General features: G+C 71.7%; 16 protein-coding genes. 15 read left to right on the plus strand and 1 reads right to left on the minus strand.

Going from position 1 to position 18,399, the window contains the following annotated elements:
* Nucleotides 1-67: 67 nt before the first annotated feature.
* The 3 genes from IW249_RS08690 to IW249_RS08700 are packed head-to-tail and all read left to right on the plus strand — an operon-like array spanning nucleotide 68 to nucleotide 2,551.
* On the plus strand, nucleotides 68-799 hold the full coding sequence (locus tag IW249_RS08690; protein ID WP_196920269.1) for a phosphocholine cytidylyltransferase family protein: 732 nt from the start codon (nucleotides 68-70) through the stop codon (nucleotides 797-799).
* Nucleotides 787-1,854 (plus strand): iron-containing alcohol dehydrogenase family protein, encoded by a 1,068-nt coding sequence (locus IW249_RS08695; RefSeq protein WP_196920270.1) that lies wholly within the window; start codon nucleotides 787-789, stop codon nucleotides 1,852-1,854. The genes IW249_RS08690 and IW249_RS08695 overlap by 13 nt, the downstream gene beginning before the upstream one ends.
* Nucleotides 1,829-2,551 (plus strand): CDP-alcohol phosphatidyltransferase family protein, encoded by a 723-nt coding sequence (locus tag IW249_RS08700; RefSeq protein ID WP_196920271.1) that lies wholly within the window; start codon nucleotides 1,829-1,831, stop codon nucleotides 2,549-2,551. The genes IW249_RS08695 and IW249_RS08700 overlap by 26 nt, the downstream gene beginning before the upstream one ends.
* Before the next feature lie 348 nt (nucleotides 2,552-2,899).
* On the opposite strand, the gene IW249_RS08705 is transcribed toward IW249_RS08700, so the two are convergent.
* A complete protein-coding gene (locus IW249_RS08705) occupies nucleotides 2,900-4,168 on the minus strand; it encodes a glycosyltransferase family 4 protein (protein ID WP_196920272.1) in 1,269 nt (422 codons plus the stop codon).
* Between the two features lie 24 nt (nucleotides 4,169-4,192).
* Here IW249_RS08705 and IW249_RS08710 point away from each other — a divergent pair, with 24 nt between their 5' ends.
* From IW249_RS08710 to IW249_RS08765, 12 genes are all read left to right on the plus strand, one after another.
* Nucleotides 4,193-5,053: an Fpg/Nei family DNA glycosylase gene (locus IW249_RS08710; RefSeq protein WP_196920273.1), complete on the plus strand. Its 861-nt coding sequence runs from the start codon at nucleotides 4,193-4,195 to the stop codon at nucleotides 5,051-5,053.
* A 263-nt stretch (nucleotides 5,054-5,316) separates the two neighbouring features.
* Nucleotides 5,317-6,888, plus strand: coding sequence for a sugar transferase (locus tag IW249_RS08715; RefSeq protein ID WP_196924698.1), 1,572 nt, complete (start codon nucleotides 5,317-5,319; stop codon nucleotides 6,886-6,888).
* Between the two features lie 39 nt (nucleotides 6,889-6,927).
* Nucleotides 6,928-8,154, plus strand: a complete 1,227-nt coding sequence (locus IW249_RS08720) for a sensor histidine kinase (protein WP_196920274.1) — start codon at nucleotides 6,928-6,930, stop codon at nucleotides 8,152-8,154.
* A 23-nt stretch (nucleotides 8,155-8,177) separates the two neighbouring features.
* On the plus strand, nucleotides 8,178-8,939 hold the full coding sequence (locus tag IW249_RS08725) for a LytR/AlgR family response regulator transcription factor (protein ID WP_196924699.1): 762 nt from the start codon (nucleotides 8,178-8,180) through the stop codon (nucleotides 8,937-8,939).
* A 66-nt stretch (nucleotides 8,940-9,005) separates the two neighbouring features.
* Nucleotides 9,006-9,668, plus strand: a complete 663-nt coding sequence (locus IW249_RS08730; protein WP_196920275.1) for a DUF5701 family protein — start codon at nucleotides 9,006-9,008, stop codon at nucleotides 9,666-9,668.
* Between the two features lie 226 nt (nucleotides 9,669-9,894).
* Nucleotides 9,895-10,575 carry a response regulator transcription factor gene (locus IW249_RS08735; RefSeq protein ID WP_196920276.1) on the plus strand — a complete coding sequence of 227 codons (681 nt, stop codon included), beginning with the start codon at nucleotides 9,895-9,897 and terminating at the stop codon, nucleotides 10,573-10,575.
* Nucleotides 10,572-11,645, plus strand: coding sequence for a sensor histidine kinase (locus tag IW249_RS08740; RefSeq protein WP_372432948.1), 1,074 nt, complete (start codon nucleotides 10,572-10,574; stop codon nucleotides 11,643-11,645). The genes IW249_RS08735 and IW249_RS08740 overlap by 4 nt, the downstream gene beginning before the upstream one ends.
* Nucleotides 11,646-11,857: 212 nt before the next feature.
* Nucleotides 11,858-13,345, plus strand: a complete 1,488-nt coding sequence (locus IW249_RS08745; RefSeq protein ID WP_231392458.1) for a DUF4153 domain-containing protein — start codon at nucleotides 11,858-11,860, stop codon at nucleotides 13,343-13,345.
* Between the two features lie 44 nt (nucleotides 13,346-13,389).
* Nucleotides 13,390-13,803 carry a DUF485 domain-containing protein gene (locus IW249_RS08750; protein ID WP_307788549.1) on the plus strand — a complete coding sequence of 138 codons (414 nt, stop codon included), beginning with the start codon at nucleotides 13,390-13,392 and terminating at the stop codon, nucleotides 13,801-13,803.
* On the plus strand, nucleotides 13,804-15,447 hold the full coding sequence (locus tag IW249_RS08755) for a sodium/solute symporter (RefSeq protein ID WP_196920278.1): 1,644 nt from the start codon (nucleotides 13,804-13,806) through the stop codon (nucleotides 15,445-15,447).
* A gap of 181 nt (nucleotides 15,448-15,628) precedes the next feature.
* Nucleotides 15,629-16,393 (plus strand): ABC transporter ATP-binding protein, encoded by a 765-nt coding sequence (locus tag IW249_RS08760; protein WP_091396824.1) that lies wholly within the window; start codon nucleotides 15,629-15,631, stop codon nucleotides 16,391-16,393.
* Complete coding sequence (locus tag IW249_RS08765) at nucleotides 16,390-18,081, plus strand: ABC transporter permease (protein WP_196924702.1); 1,692 nt, start codon at nucleotides 16,390-16,392, stop codon at nucleotides 18,079-18,081. The genes IW249_RS08760 and IW249_RS08765 overlap by 4 nt, the downstream gene beginning before the upstream one ends.
* Nucleotides 18,082-18,399: the final 318 nt, after the last annotated feature.

An 18,399-nucleotide genomic window follows, 5' to 3' on the forward strand; every position in this document is an offset into this window, starting at 1 on the left:
GGAGCGGCGCACCAAGCCGGCGCTATCCTCCAGCGGTGACGGGAGCAGGACTAGGGAGGATGTCGCGATGATCGGAATGGTGCTCGCGGCCGGAGCGGGACGACGGCTGCGCCCGTACACCGACACCCTGCCCAAGGCGTTGGTGCCGGTGGACGGCGAGACGACGATCCTGGACATCGCGCTGGGCAACCTCGCCGAGGTCGGGCTCACCGACATCGTGATCGTCGTCGGCTACGCGGCGGACGCGGTCCGCGAGCGGCAGGCAGACCTGGAGAAGCGGTACGGGGTCACGCTCACCCTGGTGCACAACGACAAGGCCGAGGAGTGGAACAACGCCTACTCGCTCTGGCTCGCCCGGGAGTACTTCGCACGCGGGGTGCTGCTGGTCAACGGGGACACCGTGCACCCGGTGAGCGTGGAGAAGACCCTGCTCGCCGAGCGTGGCCCGGGCATCCTGCTCGCCGTGGACACCCTCAAGCCGCTGGCCGAGGAGGAAATGAAGACCACCTTCGACGCTGCCGGCCAGCTCACCCGGATCACCAAGATCATGGACCCGGGCGAGGCGTACGGGGAGTACATCGGCGCCACCCTGATCGAGCCGCAGGTCGCCGACGCCCTCGCCGACGCGCTGGAGGCGACCTGGCAACGGGACCCGAACCTCTACTACGAGGACGGCTACCAGGAGTTCTCCGACCGGGGCGGGGAGGTGCGGGCGGCGCCGATCGGTGACGTCCCCTGGGTCGAGGTCGACAACCACGCCGACCTGGCCCGGGCGCGGGAGATCGCGTGCCTCTACTAGCCCGGAGCGTCCTCACCCCGCTGCACATCGACGTGCGACGCGGGGCGGTCGCCGACCTGGGGGCGATCCTGGCCGACGGGCGGATCTCCTCCGGGGGTGACGTCGCGGTGGTGGTCGGCCCGGGTCAGGGCGCCCAGATCGCGGAGCTGATCCGACCGTCGCTGCGCTCCGCGGACGTCTTCACCGTCTCCGGCGGGACGCTGGACGCCGCCGACGACCTGGGCGGCAAACTCCGCGCCCGGTCGTACGACGCGGTGGTCGGCATCGGCGGCGGCAAGACCATCGACGTGGCCAAGTACGCGGCGACCCGCCGAGGGCTGCCGATGGTGTCGGTGGCGACCAGCCTCGCCAACGACGGGATCGCCTCCCCGGTGGCCAGCCTGATCACCGACGGGATCAAGGGCTCCTACGGCGTACACATCCCGATCGGGGTGATCGTCGACCTGGACTTCGTGGAGAGCGGCCCGGACCGGCACAACCGGGCCGGTATCGGCGACGTGATCAGCAACATCAGCGCGCTGGCCGACTGGGAGCTGTCCCGGCAGGCACGCGGTGAGCCGGTCGACGGGCTGGCCGCCTCGCTGTCGCGGGCGGGCGCCGAGGCGGTGCTCAACCACCCCGGCGACATGAGCGACGACGCCTTCGTGATCGTCCTCGCCGAGGCGTTGATCTCCAGCGGCCTGGCGATGGCTGTCGACGGCACCAGCCGTCCGTGCAGCGGCGGCTGCCACGAGATCATGCACGCGGTCGACGCGCTCTTCCCCGGCACCGCCTCACACGGTGAGCTGGCCGGGCTGGGCGCGCTGTTCTGCACCTGGCTGCGCGGAGACCTCCGCCGCTTCGGGGAGATGTCGGCCTGCCTGGCCCGGCACGGTCTGCCCCGGCTCCCCGCCGAGGTGGCGCTCACCGACGACCAGTTCATCGAGGCGGTGCAGTTCGCGCCGCGTACCCGGCCGGACCGGTACACCATCCTCGAACACCTGGCACTGTCGCCTACCGAGACCCGGGAGCGGCTGGCAGACTACGCCGGTGCAATCCGCGACCAGCTTGGCTGACCCCCGTCCCACCGTCGCCGACTTCCACCGGGTGAACCGGGGCGGCGGCCTGTTCAGCGAGTCGATCAGCCAGTGGCTGGGGGCCGTCTTCGCGCTCGTCGCCCAGCGGCTCGGGCTTCGACCGACCGCGTTGACCATCACCAACCTGGTGCTCGGGCTGGCCACCTCGGTCACCGTTGTGGCGCTCGCCGGCCCGGTCGCCGCCGGGGACGTACCTGCCTGGGTGGTCGGCCTGCTCGCCCTCATCGGCTGGCAGGTGGCGTACTCCCTGGACTGCGCCGACGGGCAGCTGGCCCGGGTGACCGGCCAGGGCAGCGCCGCCGGGGCCCGCGTCGACGTGCTCTGCGACGTGGCCGCGCAGATCGCCCTGGTGGCCGCCCTGGCCGCCACCGCCGTGGCCCAGGAGCCGGCCACGCCGACCTGGCTCGTGGCGACCTTCGCGGGCACCTGGATGGTCAACCTGGTGACGTCGGTGATGCAGGCCGGCCCGAACGCGGCCAGCATGGTCACCTCGACCTCGCTGCCGGTGCGCCTGGTGAAGCTGGTCCGCGACTACGGCGCTGTGGTGTTCGTGGCCGCGCTGGTGCTCGCCGTGGCCCCCGCGCTGGTCCTCTGGGTGATGGTCGCCTTCACCATCGTCAACGGTGGCTTCCTGCTGGCCAGCATCGCCTTCTCCGCCAGCGCCTCCCTGCGCTGACCCTCACCCGCGCGTCGCCCGTCCGCAAGATCCTCACCTGCCCGCCGCCCGCCCGCAAGATCCATCCAACTTCCCCGAAGTTGCTGCCTCCGACCGGCGGGAGACCCCAACATCCCTGATGTTGCGCGGATCTTGCGGGCAGATCCGCCTGGCCCATCCGCAGCGCCGCGCGGAGGGGCGGCGGCGTGGCGGCGTGGCGGCGTCCGCCGACAAGATCGCACTCGATCCAGGATGTAGTGGCCTCGGAGCAGCCGGAGGGGACTACATCCTGGATCGAGCGCGATCATGCAGGGCAGGGCGGGGCCGAGCCGTCCCGGCCAAGGCGAGGTGGGGCGGGCGGTGCGGGGTTCAGACGTGGTTGGGGGTTCGGGCCAGGCCTGCGTAGATGTCGATGAGCTGCTTGGTGACCACGTCGGGGTGGAAGATGCGCTCGTAGCGGGCGCGGGCGGCCAGTGTCAGCCCGGACGCACCGGCGCGGGCGACCGGCAGTGCTGCCGCGAGCGCGGCGGGCTCCGGGGCGACCACCCAACCGGCCTCGCCCAGGGCGATCCCCGCCGGCATGGGTGACCCGCCGCCCCCGGCCACCGCGGAGGCGTTCTCGGCGGGCCCGGTGCCGGCGGGCTCGTGCGGGGCGTCGGCACCGACCAGGTACGGAATGCCGCCCAACGCCGTACCGAGCACCGGCCGGCCGTTCGCCAACGCCTCGATGATCACGGTGGGCAGCACGTCGTGCCACATCGCGGCGACGATCACCACAGCGCTCGCCTCGACCGCTGCCTGCACACCGGCCCGGTCGAGCTGGCCGAGGTAGACCACGTCGGGTCGCTCGGCGGCGGCTGCCTCCACGAGGTGGCGCAGCTCGCCGTCGCCGGCCACCCGCAGCGTGCCCAACGCACCCACCGGGTGCCGGCGCCAGGCGTCCAGCAGCAGGTCGACGCCCTTCTCGGGGGAGAGCCGGGCCATGTAGAGGAACCCGTCACCGAGCGGCGCCGGCCGGCCCGGGTCGGGTACGGAGTTCGGCTTCACCACGATGCGTTCGTCCGGAATGCCGTAGTCGCTGAGGTGGTCGGCGATCGCCGTGGTGAGCGCGATGTACCGATCCACGGAGCGCCAGGTGCCGCGGTGCACGGCCAGGGTGGTCGCCATCAGCGCGCTCTGCACCGTCGAGTCGCGGTAGCAGCGGTGCTTGATCGCCGGCACACCCAACGCCCGGCCCTTGCAGTCCTGACAGATCACGCCGTCGCGGAAGTAGATCCCCGACGAGCAGACCTGCCGGTAGTTGTGCACCGTCTGTACCACCGGCACGCCGTGCCGGTGCGCTGTCCGCACCACCCAGGGCGAGATCAGGGGGTACGGGTTGTGCAGGTGCAGAACGTCCGGTCGGTGCTCGGTGAGCAGCCGGCTCAGGTCGTGCTGGGCGCGCGGCGCCCAGATCGGCGAGATCGGCAGTAGCGCCTTCGCCGACTTCGACATCGAGGGGATCTCGTCCGAGCTGCGGATGAAGGGCAGCACCTCGACGCCAGCGGCGGTGAGCTGAGCGATCTCCGAGTCGACGATCGTGTTCTCACCGGAGGGCTGGGCTTCCCGGTACCGGTTGTGTGCCACCACGATTCTCACGGGAAAGAAGGCTACCGTTGTGTCGTGCCCGAACTACCGGAGGTTGAGGCGCTCGCGGGTTACCTGCGTCAGCGCGCGGTGGGGCGGCGCGTCGATCGGCTGGAGATCGCCGCGATCAGCGCCCTGAAGACGTACCAGCTGGCGCCGGCTGAGGTCGCCGGCCGGGCGGTGGTCGACGCCACTCGGCACGGCAAGTTCCTCGATGTCCTGTTCGAGGGTGGCCTGCACCTGGTGGTGCATTTGGCGCGGGCGGGCTGGCTGCACTACCGGGAGGCGTTCCCCTCCACCACCCCGCTGCGTCCCGGCAAGGGCCCGATCGCTGTTCGGATACGCCTGGATGACGGTTCCGGCTTCGACCTCACCGAGGCCGGCACGCAGAAGAAGCTGGCCGCGTACCTGGTCACCGACCTGGCGGAGGTCCCCGGGGTGGCCAAGCTGGGCCCGGACGCGCTCGCCTCGGATCTGCCCACCTTCGCCGAGCGGCTGCGGAGCCGGCGGGGGCAGGTCAAGGGGGTGCTGACCGACCAGTCGGTGCTGTCCGGGGTGGGCAACGCGTACTCAGACGAGATCCTGCACGCCGCGAAGCTGTCCCCGTTCGCGATCACCGATCGGCTCACCGACGACCAGATCGCCACCCTGCACGCCGCCACCCGACAGGTCCTCGGCGACGCGGTCGAGCGGTCCCTCGGTCAGCGGGCCGCGGAACTCAAGGGTGAGAAGCGCTCCGGGCTGAAGGTGCACGCCCGCACCGGGCTGCCCTGCCCGGTGTGCGGGGACACCGTGCGCGAGGTGTCGTTCGCCGACTCCAGCCTCCAGTACTGCCCGACCTGCCAGACCGGCGGAAAGCCGCTCGCTGACCGTCGGTTGTCCCGTCTCGTACGGTGAGTAATTCCACTCCACGACTACGGAGCGGAATCGCCCTCACTGAGTGGAAGCTCCGGTCCGCCGTTCTGGTCAGGCGCGCATCCATCGGTATAGTGGCCCGGTCCCCGGCTTCTGAAATGGTGCGGAGCCGGCCAGATCCTGCCAGCACCGTCAGTCGCCAATCTCCTTCGGGGCGGCGACCGGTCGGAGCCCGCGTGGGAGACTGGGACGGTGGGCGACCGGGCCTTCACGGTGAGTGAGCGGCCCGTGTCATGCGGGAGGACATGGGTGAGGTGACGGCAAGCCTCCAGCGCCCGGTAACCAACGAAGGCCGGAGCAGACTCGTGCGGCACGTCGACAGCTTCGAGATCCAGCCGCCGACGCCGCCGTCCCACAACGGCGTACCCCGGTCGGCCTGGGCCCGAGCGCGACGCCGCGTCTCCCGCTGGCACCGCCCGTACACGGCGATCCTGCTGCTGCTCGACTTCGGCGCGGCGGCGTTCGCCAGCTGGATCGCGATCCAGCTGTTCGACCAGGCCGCCTCCGGGTTCAACGACCTCAAGCAGGACCCGACCTGGTTCCACACCGTCTCCTACCTGCTGCTGCCGCTCGGCTGGGTGGTCATCCTCTGGAGCAACCGGGCCTACGACCGGCGCTATCTGGGCCTCGGCCCGGACGAGTTCAAGCGGGTCATCAGGGCCGCGGTGACGGTCGCCGCGAGCGTCTCGTTCCTCGCGTTCGCCACCAAGACCGCGCTGTCCCGGTGGACGGTCGGCACGGCCCTGCTCGGCGCGCTGCTGTTGATCCTGTGGGGCCGTTTCGTGGCCCGCTGGGCGCTGCACTACATCCGGCGGCGGGCCGGCCAGGCCGCGCACCGGATGGTGCTGGTCGGCACCCTGCCGGAGTGCCTGGAGGTCTACGCGGCGGTCACCCGCAGCCCGGCCGCCGGGCTGATGCCCGTCGCCATCCACATCACCGACGGGTACGCGGCTGCCCGAGGCATGCCGACCCCGGTTCCGGTGTACGCCGGACGCGACGTCCTGGCCCTGGTCCGTGAGGTCGGTGGGGACACCATCGCGGTCTGCGGGTCGGCGAGCGCGGAGCCGGGCGAGCTGCGTCGGCTGGCCTGGCAGTTGGAGGGCTCCGGCGTCGACCTGGTGGTCGCCCCGCAGCTGACCGACATCGCCGGCCCCCGGGTGCACATCCGGCCGATCGAGGGTCTGCCGCTGCTGCACGTCGAGGAGCCGACCCTCTCCGGGCCGGCGCTGCTGGCGAAGAACCTGATGGACCGGGTCGCCGCCGGCCTCGGCCTGCTGCTGCTGGTCCCGCTCTTCCTGGCCATCGCCGTCGCGATCCGGATCTCCGATCCCGGGCCGGTCTTCTTCCGCCAGCCCCGGGTGGGGCACGAGGGGCGCACGTTCCGGGTGTGGAAGTTCCGGACGATGTACGTCAACGCCGAGGACCGGTTGGCGAGCCTGGTCGACCGCAACGAGACCGACGGCATGCTGTTCAAGATGAAGGAGGACCCCCGGGTCTTCCCGGTCGGTCGTTTCCTCCGGGCCACCTCGCTGGACGAACTGCCGCAGTTGATCAACGTGCTCTGGGGCGAGATGTCGCTGGTCGGGCCCCGCCCGCTGCCGGCCGACGACGGTGACTTCCTGGGTGACGTACGCCGCCGCCTGCTGGTCCGCCCCGGCATGACCGGTCTGTGGCAGGTCTCCGGCCGCTCCGACCTGTCCTGGGACGAGTCGGTCCGACTGGACCTCTACTACGTCGACAACTGGTCGCTCGCGTACGACCTGAGCATCCTGTGGCGCACTGTCGGGGTGGTGCTCGCCCGCAAGGGCGCGTACTAGAGGGTTGGCGCGCCGGCTCGCAGGGGCGAGGATCGCTGCGTGGCTGCCAACCTCTCCGCCGTGGTCGGCGTCGCCTCACTCGTCACCGCGCTGACCGCGGCCCTGTTGGCGGTGCTGCGGCTGCGGGCGCGCCGTGGCATCGCCACCGCCACCCAGCGGGCCACCTACGAGGTGCTGCACACCGCCGGCCTGGCCGCCGAGCCGCTGCGCGCGGGCTTGAGCGAGGCGGGCGCGACGAAGGCCGTACGCCATCTGCGGGCGCTGGTGGGCGCGGTCGGGCTGGCGCTCACCGACGCCGACCGGCTGCTGGCCCTCGACGGGCGCGGCACGCACCACGGGGAGCAACTGCTCGCGGCGGCCCAGCGGACTGTGGACTCCGGCCGCTCGACGGTGCTGGGTGAGCAGGAGCTGCACTGCGACCGGGTCGACTGCCCGATCCGGGGGGCGGTGGTCGCACCGTTGCTGGGGGCGGACGGCCGGGTGGTGGGCGCGCTGGTGGCGGTCGCCGACAGCCCACCGCCTCCGGGGTTGGTGCAGGCCACCCTGGAGACGGCGCACTGGGCCGGCAACCAGCTCGCCCTGGCCGAGTTGGACTCGTCGCGGGAGCGGCTGGCCCGCGCCGAGATCCGCGCGTTGCGGGCGCAGATCAGCCCGCACTTCATCTACAACGCGCTGACCGCGATCGGCTCGTTCGTGCGCACCGATCCGGAGCGGGCCCGGGAGCTGATCCTGGAGTTCGCGGAGTTCACCAGGTACTCGTTCCGGGCGCACGGGGAGTTCACCACCCTGGCCGAGGAGCTGCGGTCGATCGACCGCTACCTGACCATCGAGCGGGCCCGGTTCGGGGACCGGTTGCAGGTGCGGCTGCAGATCGCTCCGGAGGTGCTGCCGGTGACGCTGCCGTTCCTCTGCCTCCAGCCGTTGGTGGAGAACGCGGTCCGCCACGGGTTGTCCCGCAAGCCGGGCACGGGCATGGTGAGCATCGAGGCCCGGGACGCGGGCGCCGAATGCCACATCACGGTGGAGGACGACGGAGTGGGAATGGATCCGACCACGCTGACCGCCGGCATCGCCGAGCTGGCCCGCGGCGCCGGCGACCCCGGTGACGACACGGGCCAGCACGTCGGCCTCTCCAACGTCGACGAGCGGCTGCGGTCGGTCTTCGGGGACCGGTTCGGCCTGGTCGTGGAGACCGGGTTGGGCTCGGGCACGAAGGTGAGCATGCGGGTCCCGAAGTTCCATCCCGGCGTACGGGCAGGGTCGTGAGCGAGCGAACCGCGACGGGTGCGGTGAACGCGACCGGTTTCCTGCGGGTCCTCGCTGTGGACGACGAGCCGCCCGCGCTCGACGAGCTGGCGTACCACCTGCGGGCCGACCCCCGGGTGGCCCGGCTGCACACGGCCGGGGATGCCACCGAGGCGCTGCGGCTGCTGCGCGACGGCGACGTGGACGTGGTCTTCCTGGACATCCGGATGCCCGGCCTGGACGGCATGGAGCTGGCCCGGGTGCTGCGCCGCTTCGCCCGGCCACCGGCGATCGTGTTCGTCACCGCGTACGACGACGGCGCGGTGGACGCGTTCGACCTGGGCGCCACCGACTACGTGCGGAAACCGGTTCGCGCCGATCGGCTGGCCGAGTCGCTGCGCCGGGTGATCGGCTCGCGGGTGGTGTCGTCGCACCCGGCGGCGCTGGCCCGCGCCGAGGAGGACCCGACCATCCCCATCGAGTTGGCCGGCACCACCCGGATGCTGCCCCGCTCGGCGGTGCGGTGGGTGGAGGCGCAGGGTGACTACGCCCGGTTGCACACCGCGGAGGGGTCGCATCTGGTGCGGGTCTCGCTGGCCACGCTCGCGGAGCGCTGGGCCGATGCGGGGTTCGTCCGGGTGCACCGTTCGTACCTGGTGCAGTTGAAGTTGATCGCGGAGTTGCGGCTGGTCAACTCCGGTTACGTGGTGGTGATCGACTCCACCGAGTTGCCGGTGAGCCGGCGGCACACCCGAGAGCTGAAGGACAAGCTGGTCAGGGCCGCGAAGCAGGATTGGAGTCGCTGAGCCGGGAATGAAGCCAATCCTACCGTACGTTGTACGCTAGTACGTACGACTTCCGGGAGGCCTGCCGTGACCGAGACCCCGTTCAACGCCGAATCCGAGTTCGACAGCCAACTCGACCGACTGGTGCAGCTCGGCTACCCCGCTCTCGCCGGGCTGACCGAGAGCGCCTTCCGCAACCTGGTCGCGCCACTGCGGGCCCGAGCGGCCGAGGGCACCGCCGGGCTACCCGCCCCCACCGACGCCCGGGTGCCGTTCCTGCTGGTCATCACCCGGGACCTCATCGGGGTGCCGGAACGGGTGGAGCTGACCACCCTCGCCGGCAAGCGCAAGCCCGGCGTCGTCGACCGGAACTACGCCGAGGACGACCTGCCCCGCTTCGACCCGATCAAGGAGTTGGAGGTGCCGGCCGGGCCGGCCTACCTGCTCTTCGACGTCGACCGGGGTGAGGAGTTCCGCAACCTGGCACCGGCCACCGCCATGGAGGGGATCACCGCGCAGGGCCGGTTGCCGCTGAGCATCGACGAGGGGCTCGCCTTCATCACGCTGCACCCGGCCGCGTTGGCGAGCAACAGGTGCTTCTCGCTGATCGGCTCCCGCTGCGGCGACAAGCGGGTGCCGGCGCTCTGGATCAGCCAGGGCGCACCCAAGCTGGGCTGGTGCTGGTACGGCAACCCGCACACCTGGCTCGGCTCCGCCTCGGCCCGACCGGAGCGCATCGGCCTGGAGTGACAACGGGCCGCCGTTGATCGACTCGGGTTCCGGAAAGTCGGGCCATCCCATCAACCCGGATGGCCCGACTTTCCACACCTCGGTCGGTTGTCCACAACGAGCCTCCGGAGTTCCCACACGCCAGCCGGCATGATCCCGGAGTTATCCACAGGCGTGAGCGGTTCTCCACAGGTTGTTCACAACGCAAACCACTGATCTCCACGGCCGCTCCCTACAGTCAGGACCCATGAACGAACGCCGGGTACTGGTGGTCGAGGACGAACGGACCATCGCCGAGTCCATCGCCGCCCGACTACGGGCCGAGGGTTTCACCGTGGAGATCGCGGCGGACGGGCCCAGCGCGGTCGCGCAGTTCCACGCCGGGCAGCCGGATCTCGTCGTCCTCGACGTGATGCTGCCCGGCTTCGACGGCCTGGAGGTGTGCCGCCGGATCCAGGCCGACCGGCCGGTGCCGGTGCTGATGCTCACCGCCCGGGACGACGAGACCGACCTGCTCGTGGGGCTGGCGGTCGGCGCGGACGACTACCTCACCAAGCCGTTCTCGATGCGGGAACTCACCGCCAGGGTGCACGTCCTGCTGCGTCGGATGGAGCGGGCCGCCGCCACCCCCGCGCCGCCCGCCATCCGCCTCGGCGACATCGAGATCAACGAGGCCGAGCGACGGGTCCGCCGGGCCGGGGCGGACGTGCACCTCACCCCGACCGAGTTCGACCTGCTGGTCCACCTCGCGGGTCGACCCCGCACGGTGCTCCCCCGGGAACGGCTGCTCGCCGACGTCTGGGGATGGGGCGACGGGAGCGGCACCCGCACCGTGGACAGCCACATCAAGGCTCTGCGCCGCAAGCTGGGTGCGGATCTCATCCGCACCGTGCACGGGGTCGGCTACGCCCTGGAGGTGCCTGCGTGACCGGCCGGCTGGTGAACTGGCTGGATCGGGTGCTGCCCCGCCCGCTGGACCCGGTCCGCTCGATCAAGATGAAGCTCGGCGTTCTGCTGGTTGCCTCCTGGGCCGTGGCCATCGGCTACTTCTGGTACGGCATCGGTTGGCTCCCACCGGGCACCTCGATCACGGTCATCTGCATCGCGCTGGTCACCTCGCAGGTGCTCGCTCACGGGATGACCTCGCCGCTGCGCGAGATGACCGCCGCCGCCGGCGCGATGGCCCGCGGCGACTACACCCGTCGGGTGCGCGCCACCTCCCGGGACGAGGTCGGCGAGCTGGCCCAGGCGTTCAACAAGATGGCCGAGGACCTGCACGCCGCCGACCAGCGTCGACGGGAGCTGATCGCCAACGTCTCGCACGAGTTGCGTACGCCGATCACCGCGTTGCAGGGCGTGCTGGAGAACATGGTGGACGGGGTGGCCGACCCCGAACCCGCGGCGCTGCGTTCGGCGTTGGCCCAGACCGAACGGCTCGGGCACCTCGTCGCCGACCTGCTCGACCTGTCCCGACTCGACGCCGGGGTGGTGCCGCTGCGGCGAGTACGCATCGACGTGGGGGACTTCCTCGACGAGGCGGTGGAGCACGCCACGGCCAGTGCGTCCGGCGCCGGCCTGGACGTCCGCTTCCAGCTCCGCGACCTGCCGGCACCGCTGACTGTCAACGCGGACCCGTGGCGGCTGCACCAGGTCTTCGCGAACCTCCTCGACAATGCGGCGCGACACAGCCCACCCGGCGGCACGGTGCGGGTGAGCGCCGAGGAACACGGCGACCAGCTCCGCTTCGAGGTGAGCGACGAGGGCCAGGGCATTCCGCCCTCCGAGCGTTCCCGGGTGTTCGAGCGGTTCACCCGCGGCGACCGGTCCGCCGGAGGCGGGACCGGGCTCGGCCTGGCCATCGCCCGGTGGGTCGTCGAACTCCACGGCGGTCAGATCGGTGTCCTCGATCCCGCCGGACCAGAGCAGGGTGACCGGCCCGGCTGCCGCATTCAGGTCACCATCCCGTGCCACGGGCCATACCGAGAAGAGGCCGCATGACCAGCCCCGGCAGTACCCCACTCCCGGCCACCGGGCCGACCGGGCCGGCGCCTGTCGCCCCAACCGTCAGGCCCGGACCGGCGGCACCGCCGGCGGCGGGTTGGCCCCAGGCGGCTCCGGCCGCACCGGCCCTGCCCCGGCCACCATCGATGATCGCGCGGCGCTGGCCGGGACCATCCGGCGATGCGCGTCCGATGGTGCTGGTGGCGTCGATGGCAGCGGCAGTCGTCGGCGCCTCGGTGCTCACGACAGTTCGTCCTGGCCTCGGCTGGCTGGTCGCCGCGTTGGCCGGCACGGCCGCCCTCGGCACCGCCGCCGTCGTCAGGTCCGGGACGTCAGCCCCGGTTGCGGTCCGCAGCGAGCCGACCGAGCCCGGCACCGCAGCCGGCGCCGAACCCGCCCGTCCCGGTGCCACGGGGGCACCGGGGCGGGTGGCGCAGGTCGCCTGGGCTGCGGCGACTGTCGCGTTGGTCGCCGTCGGCACGTTCCGGGCCGCCGGTTGGCTCTTCGCGCTCTGCGTGCTCGCCGCGGTGGCGACCGGGACGCTCACGGTGACCGGCGGGCGAAGCCCGCTCGGAATGCTTGTCGCCGCGACGCTGCCACCGGCCGCAACGGTACGGGCGCTCCCGTGGGCCGTACGCGGAGTGCGCCACAACCGCCCGGCGGGCTCGGGGATCGGGTTCGGACGCATCCTGACCAGCCTGGCAATGTCCGCCGTCCTGCTGACGCTGTTCGGGTTGCTCTTCTCCTCCGCCGACGCGGTCTTCGCCAACCTGGTCGGCGGTCTGCTGCCCGACATCGCGCCGGCCGGTGTGATCGGTTGGTTGCTGCGGCTCATCCTGATCGGCGGCGGTCTGCTCGGCGGCGCGTACCTGGTCAGCCGCCCACCCGACCTGGAGGGCCTGCGACCGGCGTCGTCACGGCCGGCCCACCGGTTGGAGTGGACCCTCCCGCTGGTGTTGCTCGACGCCCTGTTCGCCGTGTTCGTGCTGGTCCAGCTGACTGTGTTGTTCGGCGGGGCGGGGCACGTGCTGCGGACGGCCGGTCTCACCTACGCCCAGTACGCCCGCGGCGGGTTCTGGCAACTGCTCGCCGTCACCGCGCTCACCCTGCTGGTGATCGCGATCGCCGCCCGCCGGGCGCCGAAGGCCACCCGGGCGGACCGGCTGCTGGTCCGCGTGCTGCTCGGCACGCTCGCCGCGCTCAGTCTGGTGATCGTCGCCTCGGCGCTCTACCGGATGCAGGTCTACGCCGACGCGTACGGCGCCACCCGGCTGCGGCTCGTCGTGTCGACTGTCGAACTCTGGCTCGGGCTGCTCTTCGTCCTGGTCGGGGTGGCCGTGGTGCGGTTGCGGGCCGACTGGCTCCCCCGGTTGGTGGTCGGCACGGCGGTGCTGGCGCTGCTCGGGTTGGCCGTTCTCAACCCGGATCGCCTGATCGCCGAACGGAACGTCGACAGGTACCTGGAAACCGGCCGGTTGGACGTCAGCTACCTGTCCGGCCTGTCGGCCGACGCCGTACCGGCCCTGAGCCGGTTGCCCGAACCGATGCGCTCCTGCGCGCTGGGGGAGATCGCCGCCGAGCTGCCCCGGGACGGCTTCTTCGCGACGAACCTCGGTAGGGAGCGGGCCCGGCGGGTTCTCGACACGACCCCGGTGAGCGCCAGCGTGACCGACTGCCTCGGGTTGCAACGCTGGTGAGCGTGAGCGCTTGACAATCGCGTACGGCGGGCGAGACTGCCGGGGTGGCCAAGCAACTCCCTGATGTGGGGTCGGGCGGTGCGGTACCGCCGCCCCGGCGGTCCCGGATCGTGCTGGCCGAGATCACCCGGCAGGACACCCGCGCCGAGCGGACCCGCGCCGAGCTGGCCCAGCAGACCCAGGTCGGCGAGGCGCTGGTCCGCGGCCTGGTCCGGGCCCAACTCGCGCTGGCGCTGCGGCTGTCCCTGGTGGTGGCCATCGGGTTGGGCGGCTTGCCCTGGCTGTTCGCGATCGCGCCGTCGCTCGGCCGGACCACCGTCGCCGGTGTCAACCTGCCGTGGCTGCTGCTCGGGGTGGCCTCCTTCCCGTTCCTGATCGCTGTGGGCTGGGCGTACGTGCGGTTGGCCGAGCGCAACGAGCAGGACTTCACCGACCTGGTCCAACGGCCGGAGCGCTGAGTGGGCAACGACTTCGTGGTCCCGGCCATCGTGGCGGTCACCCTGGTCACCGTCGGGATCGGCTTCTACGGGCTGCGGTTGGCCCGGACCACGTCCGACTTCCTGGTGGCGTCCCGCGCGATCAGTCCGACGTGGAACGCCGCCGCCATCGGCGGGGAGTACCTGTCGGCGGCGAGCTTCCTCGGCATCGCGGGGCTGGTCCTCAAGTACGGCGTGGACGTGCTCTGGTACCCGGTCGGGTTCGCCGCCGGCTACCTGGCCCTGCTGCTCTTCGTGGCCGCTCCGCTGCGCCGCTCCGGGGCGTTCACACTGCCCGACTTCTGCGAGCTGCGGCTGGGGTCGCGTCGACTCCGCATCCTGGCCACCGCCTTCGTGATCTTCATTGGTTGGCTGTACCTGGTGCCGCAGCTCCAGGGCGCCGGGCTGACCCTGGCCACGGTGGCCGGCTCCCCGTACCCGCTCGGAGCTCTGCTGGTGGCGGCCGTTGTCACCGCGAACGTGGCGCTGGGCGGAATGCGCGCGATCACCTTCGTGCAGGCGTTCCAGTACTGGCTCAAACTGACCGCTCTCGCCGTACCGGTGGTCTTCCTGGCCCTGCAGTGGCAGGCCGACGGCCGACCGGCGGTGACCCCACCCGACGGGCCGACGTTCCGGGCCGCGACCACAGTCGTGGTCGAGCACCGCGCGACCCTCACCCTGCCCGACGGTGACATCCGGGAGGTACGCCCCGGCGACGAGCTGACCTTCGCGGCCGGCGACCCGGTGCCGGAGGTGTCCGGGGTGGCCACCGATGCCAACGACTGGTTGCTGCCCAGCGCCGCAGGTGACGACGACCGTGGCCTCTTCGCCACGTACTCGCTGATCCTGGCCACCTTCCTGGGCACCATGGGCCTGCCGCACGTGTTGGTGCGCTTCTACACCAACCCGGACGGCGCGGCGGCCCGCCGGACCACACTGGTCGTGCTCGCGTTGGTCGGCGCTTTCTATCTGCTGCCCACCCTGTACGGGGTGCTCGGCCGGATCTACACCCCGCAACTGCTGCTCAGCGGCCAGACCGACGCGGTGGTGGTGCTGCTACCCGGCGCGGCCCTGGGCGACGGGCTGACCGGGCGACTGCTCGCCGCGCTGGTCGCCGCGGGCGCGTTCGCGGCGTTCCTCTCCACCTCGTCCGGGCTGCTGACCAGCGTCGCCGGGGTGATCTCGACGGACGTGCTCGGTCGCGGCTCGGTACGCGGGTTCCGGCTGGCCACGGTCATCGCCGGTGGTGTGCCGGCGGTGCTCTCGCTGCACGTCTCCGGACTGGACGTGTCGCAGGTCGTCGGGCTGGCCTTCGCGGTCGCCGCGTCGAGCTTCTGTCCGCTGCTGGTGCTCGGCATCTGGTGGCGCGGGCTGACCGACGTGGGCGCCACCGCCGGCGTGGTGGTCGGCGGCGGCGCGGCGATCGGCGCGGTGCTGGTCACCGTGCTCGGCCCACCGCTGTCCGGCTGGCCGGCCACGCTCATCGCGCAGCCGGCCGCCTGGACGGTGCCGCTGGCCTTCACGGTGATGGTCGCCGTGTCGATGGCGACCCGCCGCCGAGCTCCCGCTGACGTCGCCGCCACCATGCTCCGCCTGCACACCCCGGAAGCCCTCCGGATGCAGTGATCAACAGCATCCGAGCCTTCCCCCGCGATCTTGCACTTTCTGTCCCGACGCAAGCGCCATATCAACCCATTTCGACAACAGAAGCTGCAAGATCGGCGCGATCGTCGTCCGCCTCGGGGATGATCGCAGGTCCGCCCGTCGCCGGACGGCGGAACTGGCGATCGGCGGATAGCGTCGGCGCATGACTGTTGAGCACCCCGCGCTCGCACTGCGTGGCCTGGCCAAGCGGTTCGACGGCACGATCGCGGTGGCCGGCGTCGACCTGGACGTTCCCGCCGGTTCCTTCTATGGCCTGCTCGGCCCGAACGGTGCCGGCAAGACGACCACCCTGTCGATGGCTGTCGGGTTGTTGCGGCCGGACGCCGGCTCGGCCTGGGTGCTCGGGCACGACGTCTGGCAGGACCCGGTCACCGCCAAGCGGCTGCTCGGCGTGATGCCCGACGGGGTGCGGTTGTTCGACAGGCTGACCGGGGCGGAGCTGCTGGCGTACAACGGGTTGTTGCGCGGGATGGACCCGGCGGTGGTCGACCAGCGGGCTGCCGAGCTGCTGGACGTGCTGGCGCTCGGCGACGCCGGTCGGACGCTGGTGGTGGACTACTCGGCTGGCATGAAGAAGAAGATCGGCCTGGCCTGCGCGCTGCTGCACGGCCCTCGGGTGCTGGTGTTGGACGAGCCGTTCGAGGCTGTCGACCCGGTCTCCGCCGCGCTGATCCGGGACATCCTCACCCGCTACGCGGCCGGCGGCGGCACTGTGGTGTTCTCCAGTCACGTGATGGAGGTCGTCGAGCGGCTCTGCTCGCACGTGGCGATCCTGGCCGGCGGCACCATCAAGCGGGTCGGGACCATCGACGAGGTTCGTGGCGGTCGCTCGTTGGAGCAGGTCTTCGTCGAGGTGGTCGGCGGCCGCACCGCGACCGGCGAGGAGCTGTCGTGGCTCTCCCAGTGAGCGCGGACGCCAGCCCCGCCGCGCCGGTACGGTCGGTTTCCGCTCGACACTTCGTGCGGCTCAAGCTGCGGGTGATGGGCAACAACTTCCGGGGCCAGGGCTGGCGGATCGCAATGTTCGTCGGCGGCGCGTTGCTCGGGCTCTGGTTCGCCGCCGCCGGGTTCTTCCTCTTCGCCGCCCCCGGCCTGAGCGGCGACGGCCGGTACGCGGTGCTGATCGCTGCGGCGGGTGGCGGGCTGCTGGTGCTCGGTTGGCTGTTCCTGCCACTCGTCTTCTTCGGTGTGGACGAGACACTGGACCCCGCCCGGTTCGCGCTGCTGCCGCTGCCCCGGCGCACGTTGGTGACCGGCCTGTTCGTGGCGGCCCTGATCAGCGTGCCGGTGCTGGCGGTGCTCATCGCGTCGTTCGGGCTGGTGCTGACCGCCTGGTCGTTGGGTGGCTGGGCGGCGGGGTTGGTCGCCGTCGTGGGTGTGCTCACCGGGATACTGCTCTGTGTGGCCGCCAGCCGGGCGGTGACCAGCGCCTTCGCCACCATGTTGCGGTCCCGGCGGGTCCGCGACCTGGCGGCCGTGCTGCTGGCGGTGACCGCCGCGCTGCTCGGCCCGTTGCAGGTCTTCGGCCTCGCCGCGCTGCGCGAGGCGGACTGGACCCGGTTGACCGGTGCGGCGACCGTGATCGGTTGGACCCCGCTCGGCGCTCCGTGGACCGTCGGCATCGACGTGGCCCAGGGGCGGGTGTGGGCGGCACCGGTCAAGCTGCTGATCACGGTGGTGGCGCTCGGCGCCCTGCTGGCCTGGTGGTCCCGGTCGATCGAGTCGGCGATGGTGGGTGCGGCGAGCGCCGGTAAGGCCCCGGTGCGGCGCGGGGTCACCGGCGGCGCTGTCGCCCAACTGTTTCCCCGGGTCGCCAGCTGGGCCGGCCGGGACCGGTTCGGTGCCCTGGTCGCCCGGGAGGCCCGTTACTGGTGGCGGGACGCGCGACGCCGGGCCAACCTGATCACGATCGCGGTGGTCGGCATCTTCGTGCCAGTGATGATCAACGTGACCGGTGGGGACTTCGCGGCCATGGGCGACGAGGGGTTCACGGCGGCTGCCAGCGACAGCTCACCTGTCGTGGTCACCATCTCCATGCTCCTCGTGGGAGTGCTCGCCGCCGTCACCCTGGCCAACCAGTTCGGCTTCGACGGCAGCGCGTACGCCGCGAACGTGGTGGCCGGAGTGCCCGGCCGGGTCGAGTTGCGGGCCCGGATGACGGCCTTCTCGCTGTACGTGCTGCCGATGCTGGGCGTCGTCTCGGTGGTGTTGTCGTTGGTGCTCGCCCGGCCGGGGTGGATCGGGCTCACCATCGGCGGCCTGGTCGCGACCTACGGTGCCGGGCTGGCGGTGAACAGCCTGGTCTCGGTGCTCGGGGCGTACTCACTGCCGGAGACGAGCAACCCGTTCGCCATGAACAGCGGCGCGGGCCTGGCGAAGGGGCTGCTGACCCTGCTGGCCATGCTCGCCTCGGTGGTCGCCGCGGTGCCGATGGTGGTGGCCGCCGCGCTGCTCGGTGACGCGTGGCTCTGGCTGGCCCTGCCGGTCGGCGTCGCGTACGGGCTGGGCGCGGCGCTGCTGGGCGCGTACCTGGCCGGCGACGTGCTGGACCGCCGCCAGCCGGAGCTGCTGGCCACTGTCACGCCGCGCCGCTAACCGGCGCGTCGGCCGGGGTCCTGGGCAGCGGAAATGACCGCGCGGGCATAGTCCTCGGTTTACAGGAGTCCGGGAATCAGGCACGGCTCGAATTCCGCAGAGCCGGATCGCCTGCTCCTCATGGTTGCGCCACGGGACGAACCAGGTCGGCAGCCGCTGTCGGTCGGTGGCCGCTGGTGAAGCCCGCAGCCCGGCCAGCGGATCGAACCTCAGACCACGCAAGCGACCGGACGGCGCATCGCACCAGGGATCGGTGTGTCACCGCGAGCGTGATGACTCTCAGGCATCAATATGACTCAGAGGCATCACGGTCATTCG

The sequence above is a fragment of the Micromonospora vinacea genome, assembly GCF_015751785.1.
GTDB lineage: Bacteria > Actinomycetota > Actinomycetes > Mycobacteriales > Micromonosporaceae > Micromonospora > Micromonospora vinacea.

Excerpts from the sequence above, each read along its gene's own strand:
- IW249_RS08745 (WP_231392458.1), top strand. The coding sequence starts at position 11,858 with ATGGCAGCGGCAGTCGTCGGCGCCTCGGTGCTCACGACAGTTCGTCCT.
- IW249_RS08715 (WP_196924698.1), top strand. The coding sequence starts at position 5,317 with ATGGGTGAGGTGACGGCAAGCCTCCAGCGCCCGGTAACCAACGAAGGC.
- IW249_RS08735 (WP_196920276.1), top strand. The coding sequence starts at position 9,895 with ATGAACGAACGCCGGGTACTGGTGGTCGAGGACGAACGGACCATCGCC.
- IW249_RS08760 (WP_091396824.1), top strand. The coding sequence starts at position 15,629 with ATGACTGTTGAGCACCCCGCGCTCGCACTGCGTGGCCTGGCCAAGCGG.
- IW249_RS08690 (WP_196920269.1), top strand. The coding sequence starts at position 68 with ATGATCGGAATGGTGCTCGCGGCCGGAGCGGGACGACGGCTGCGCCCG.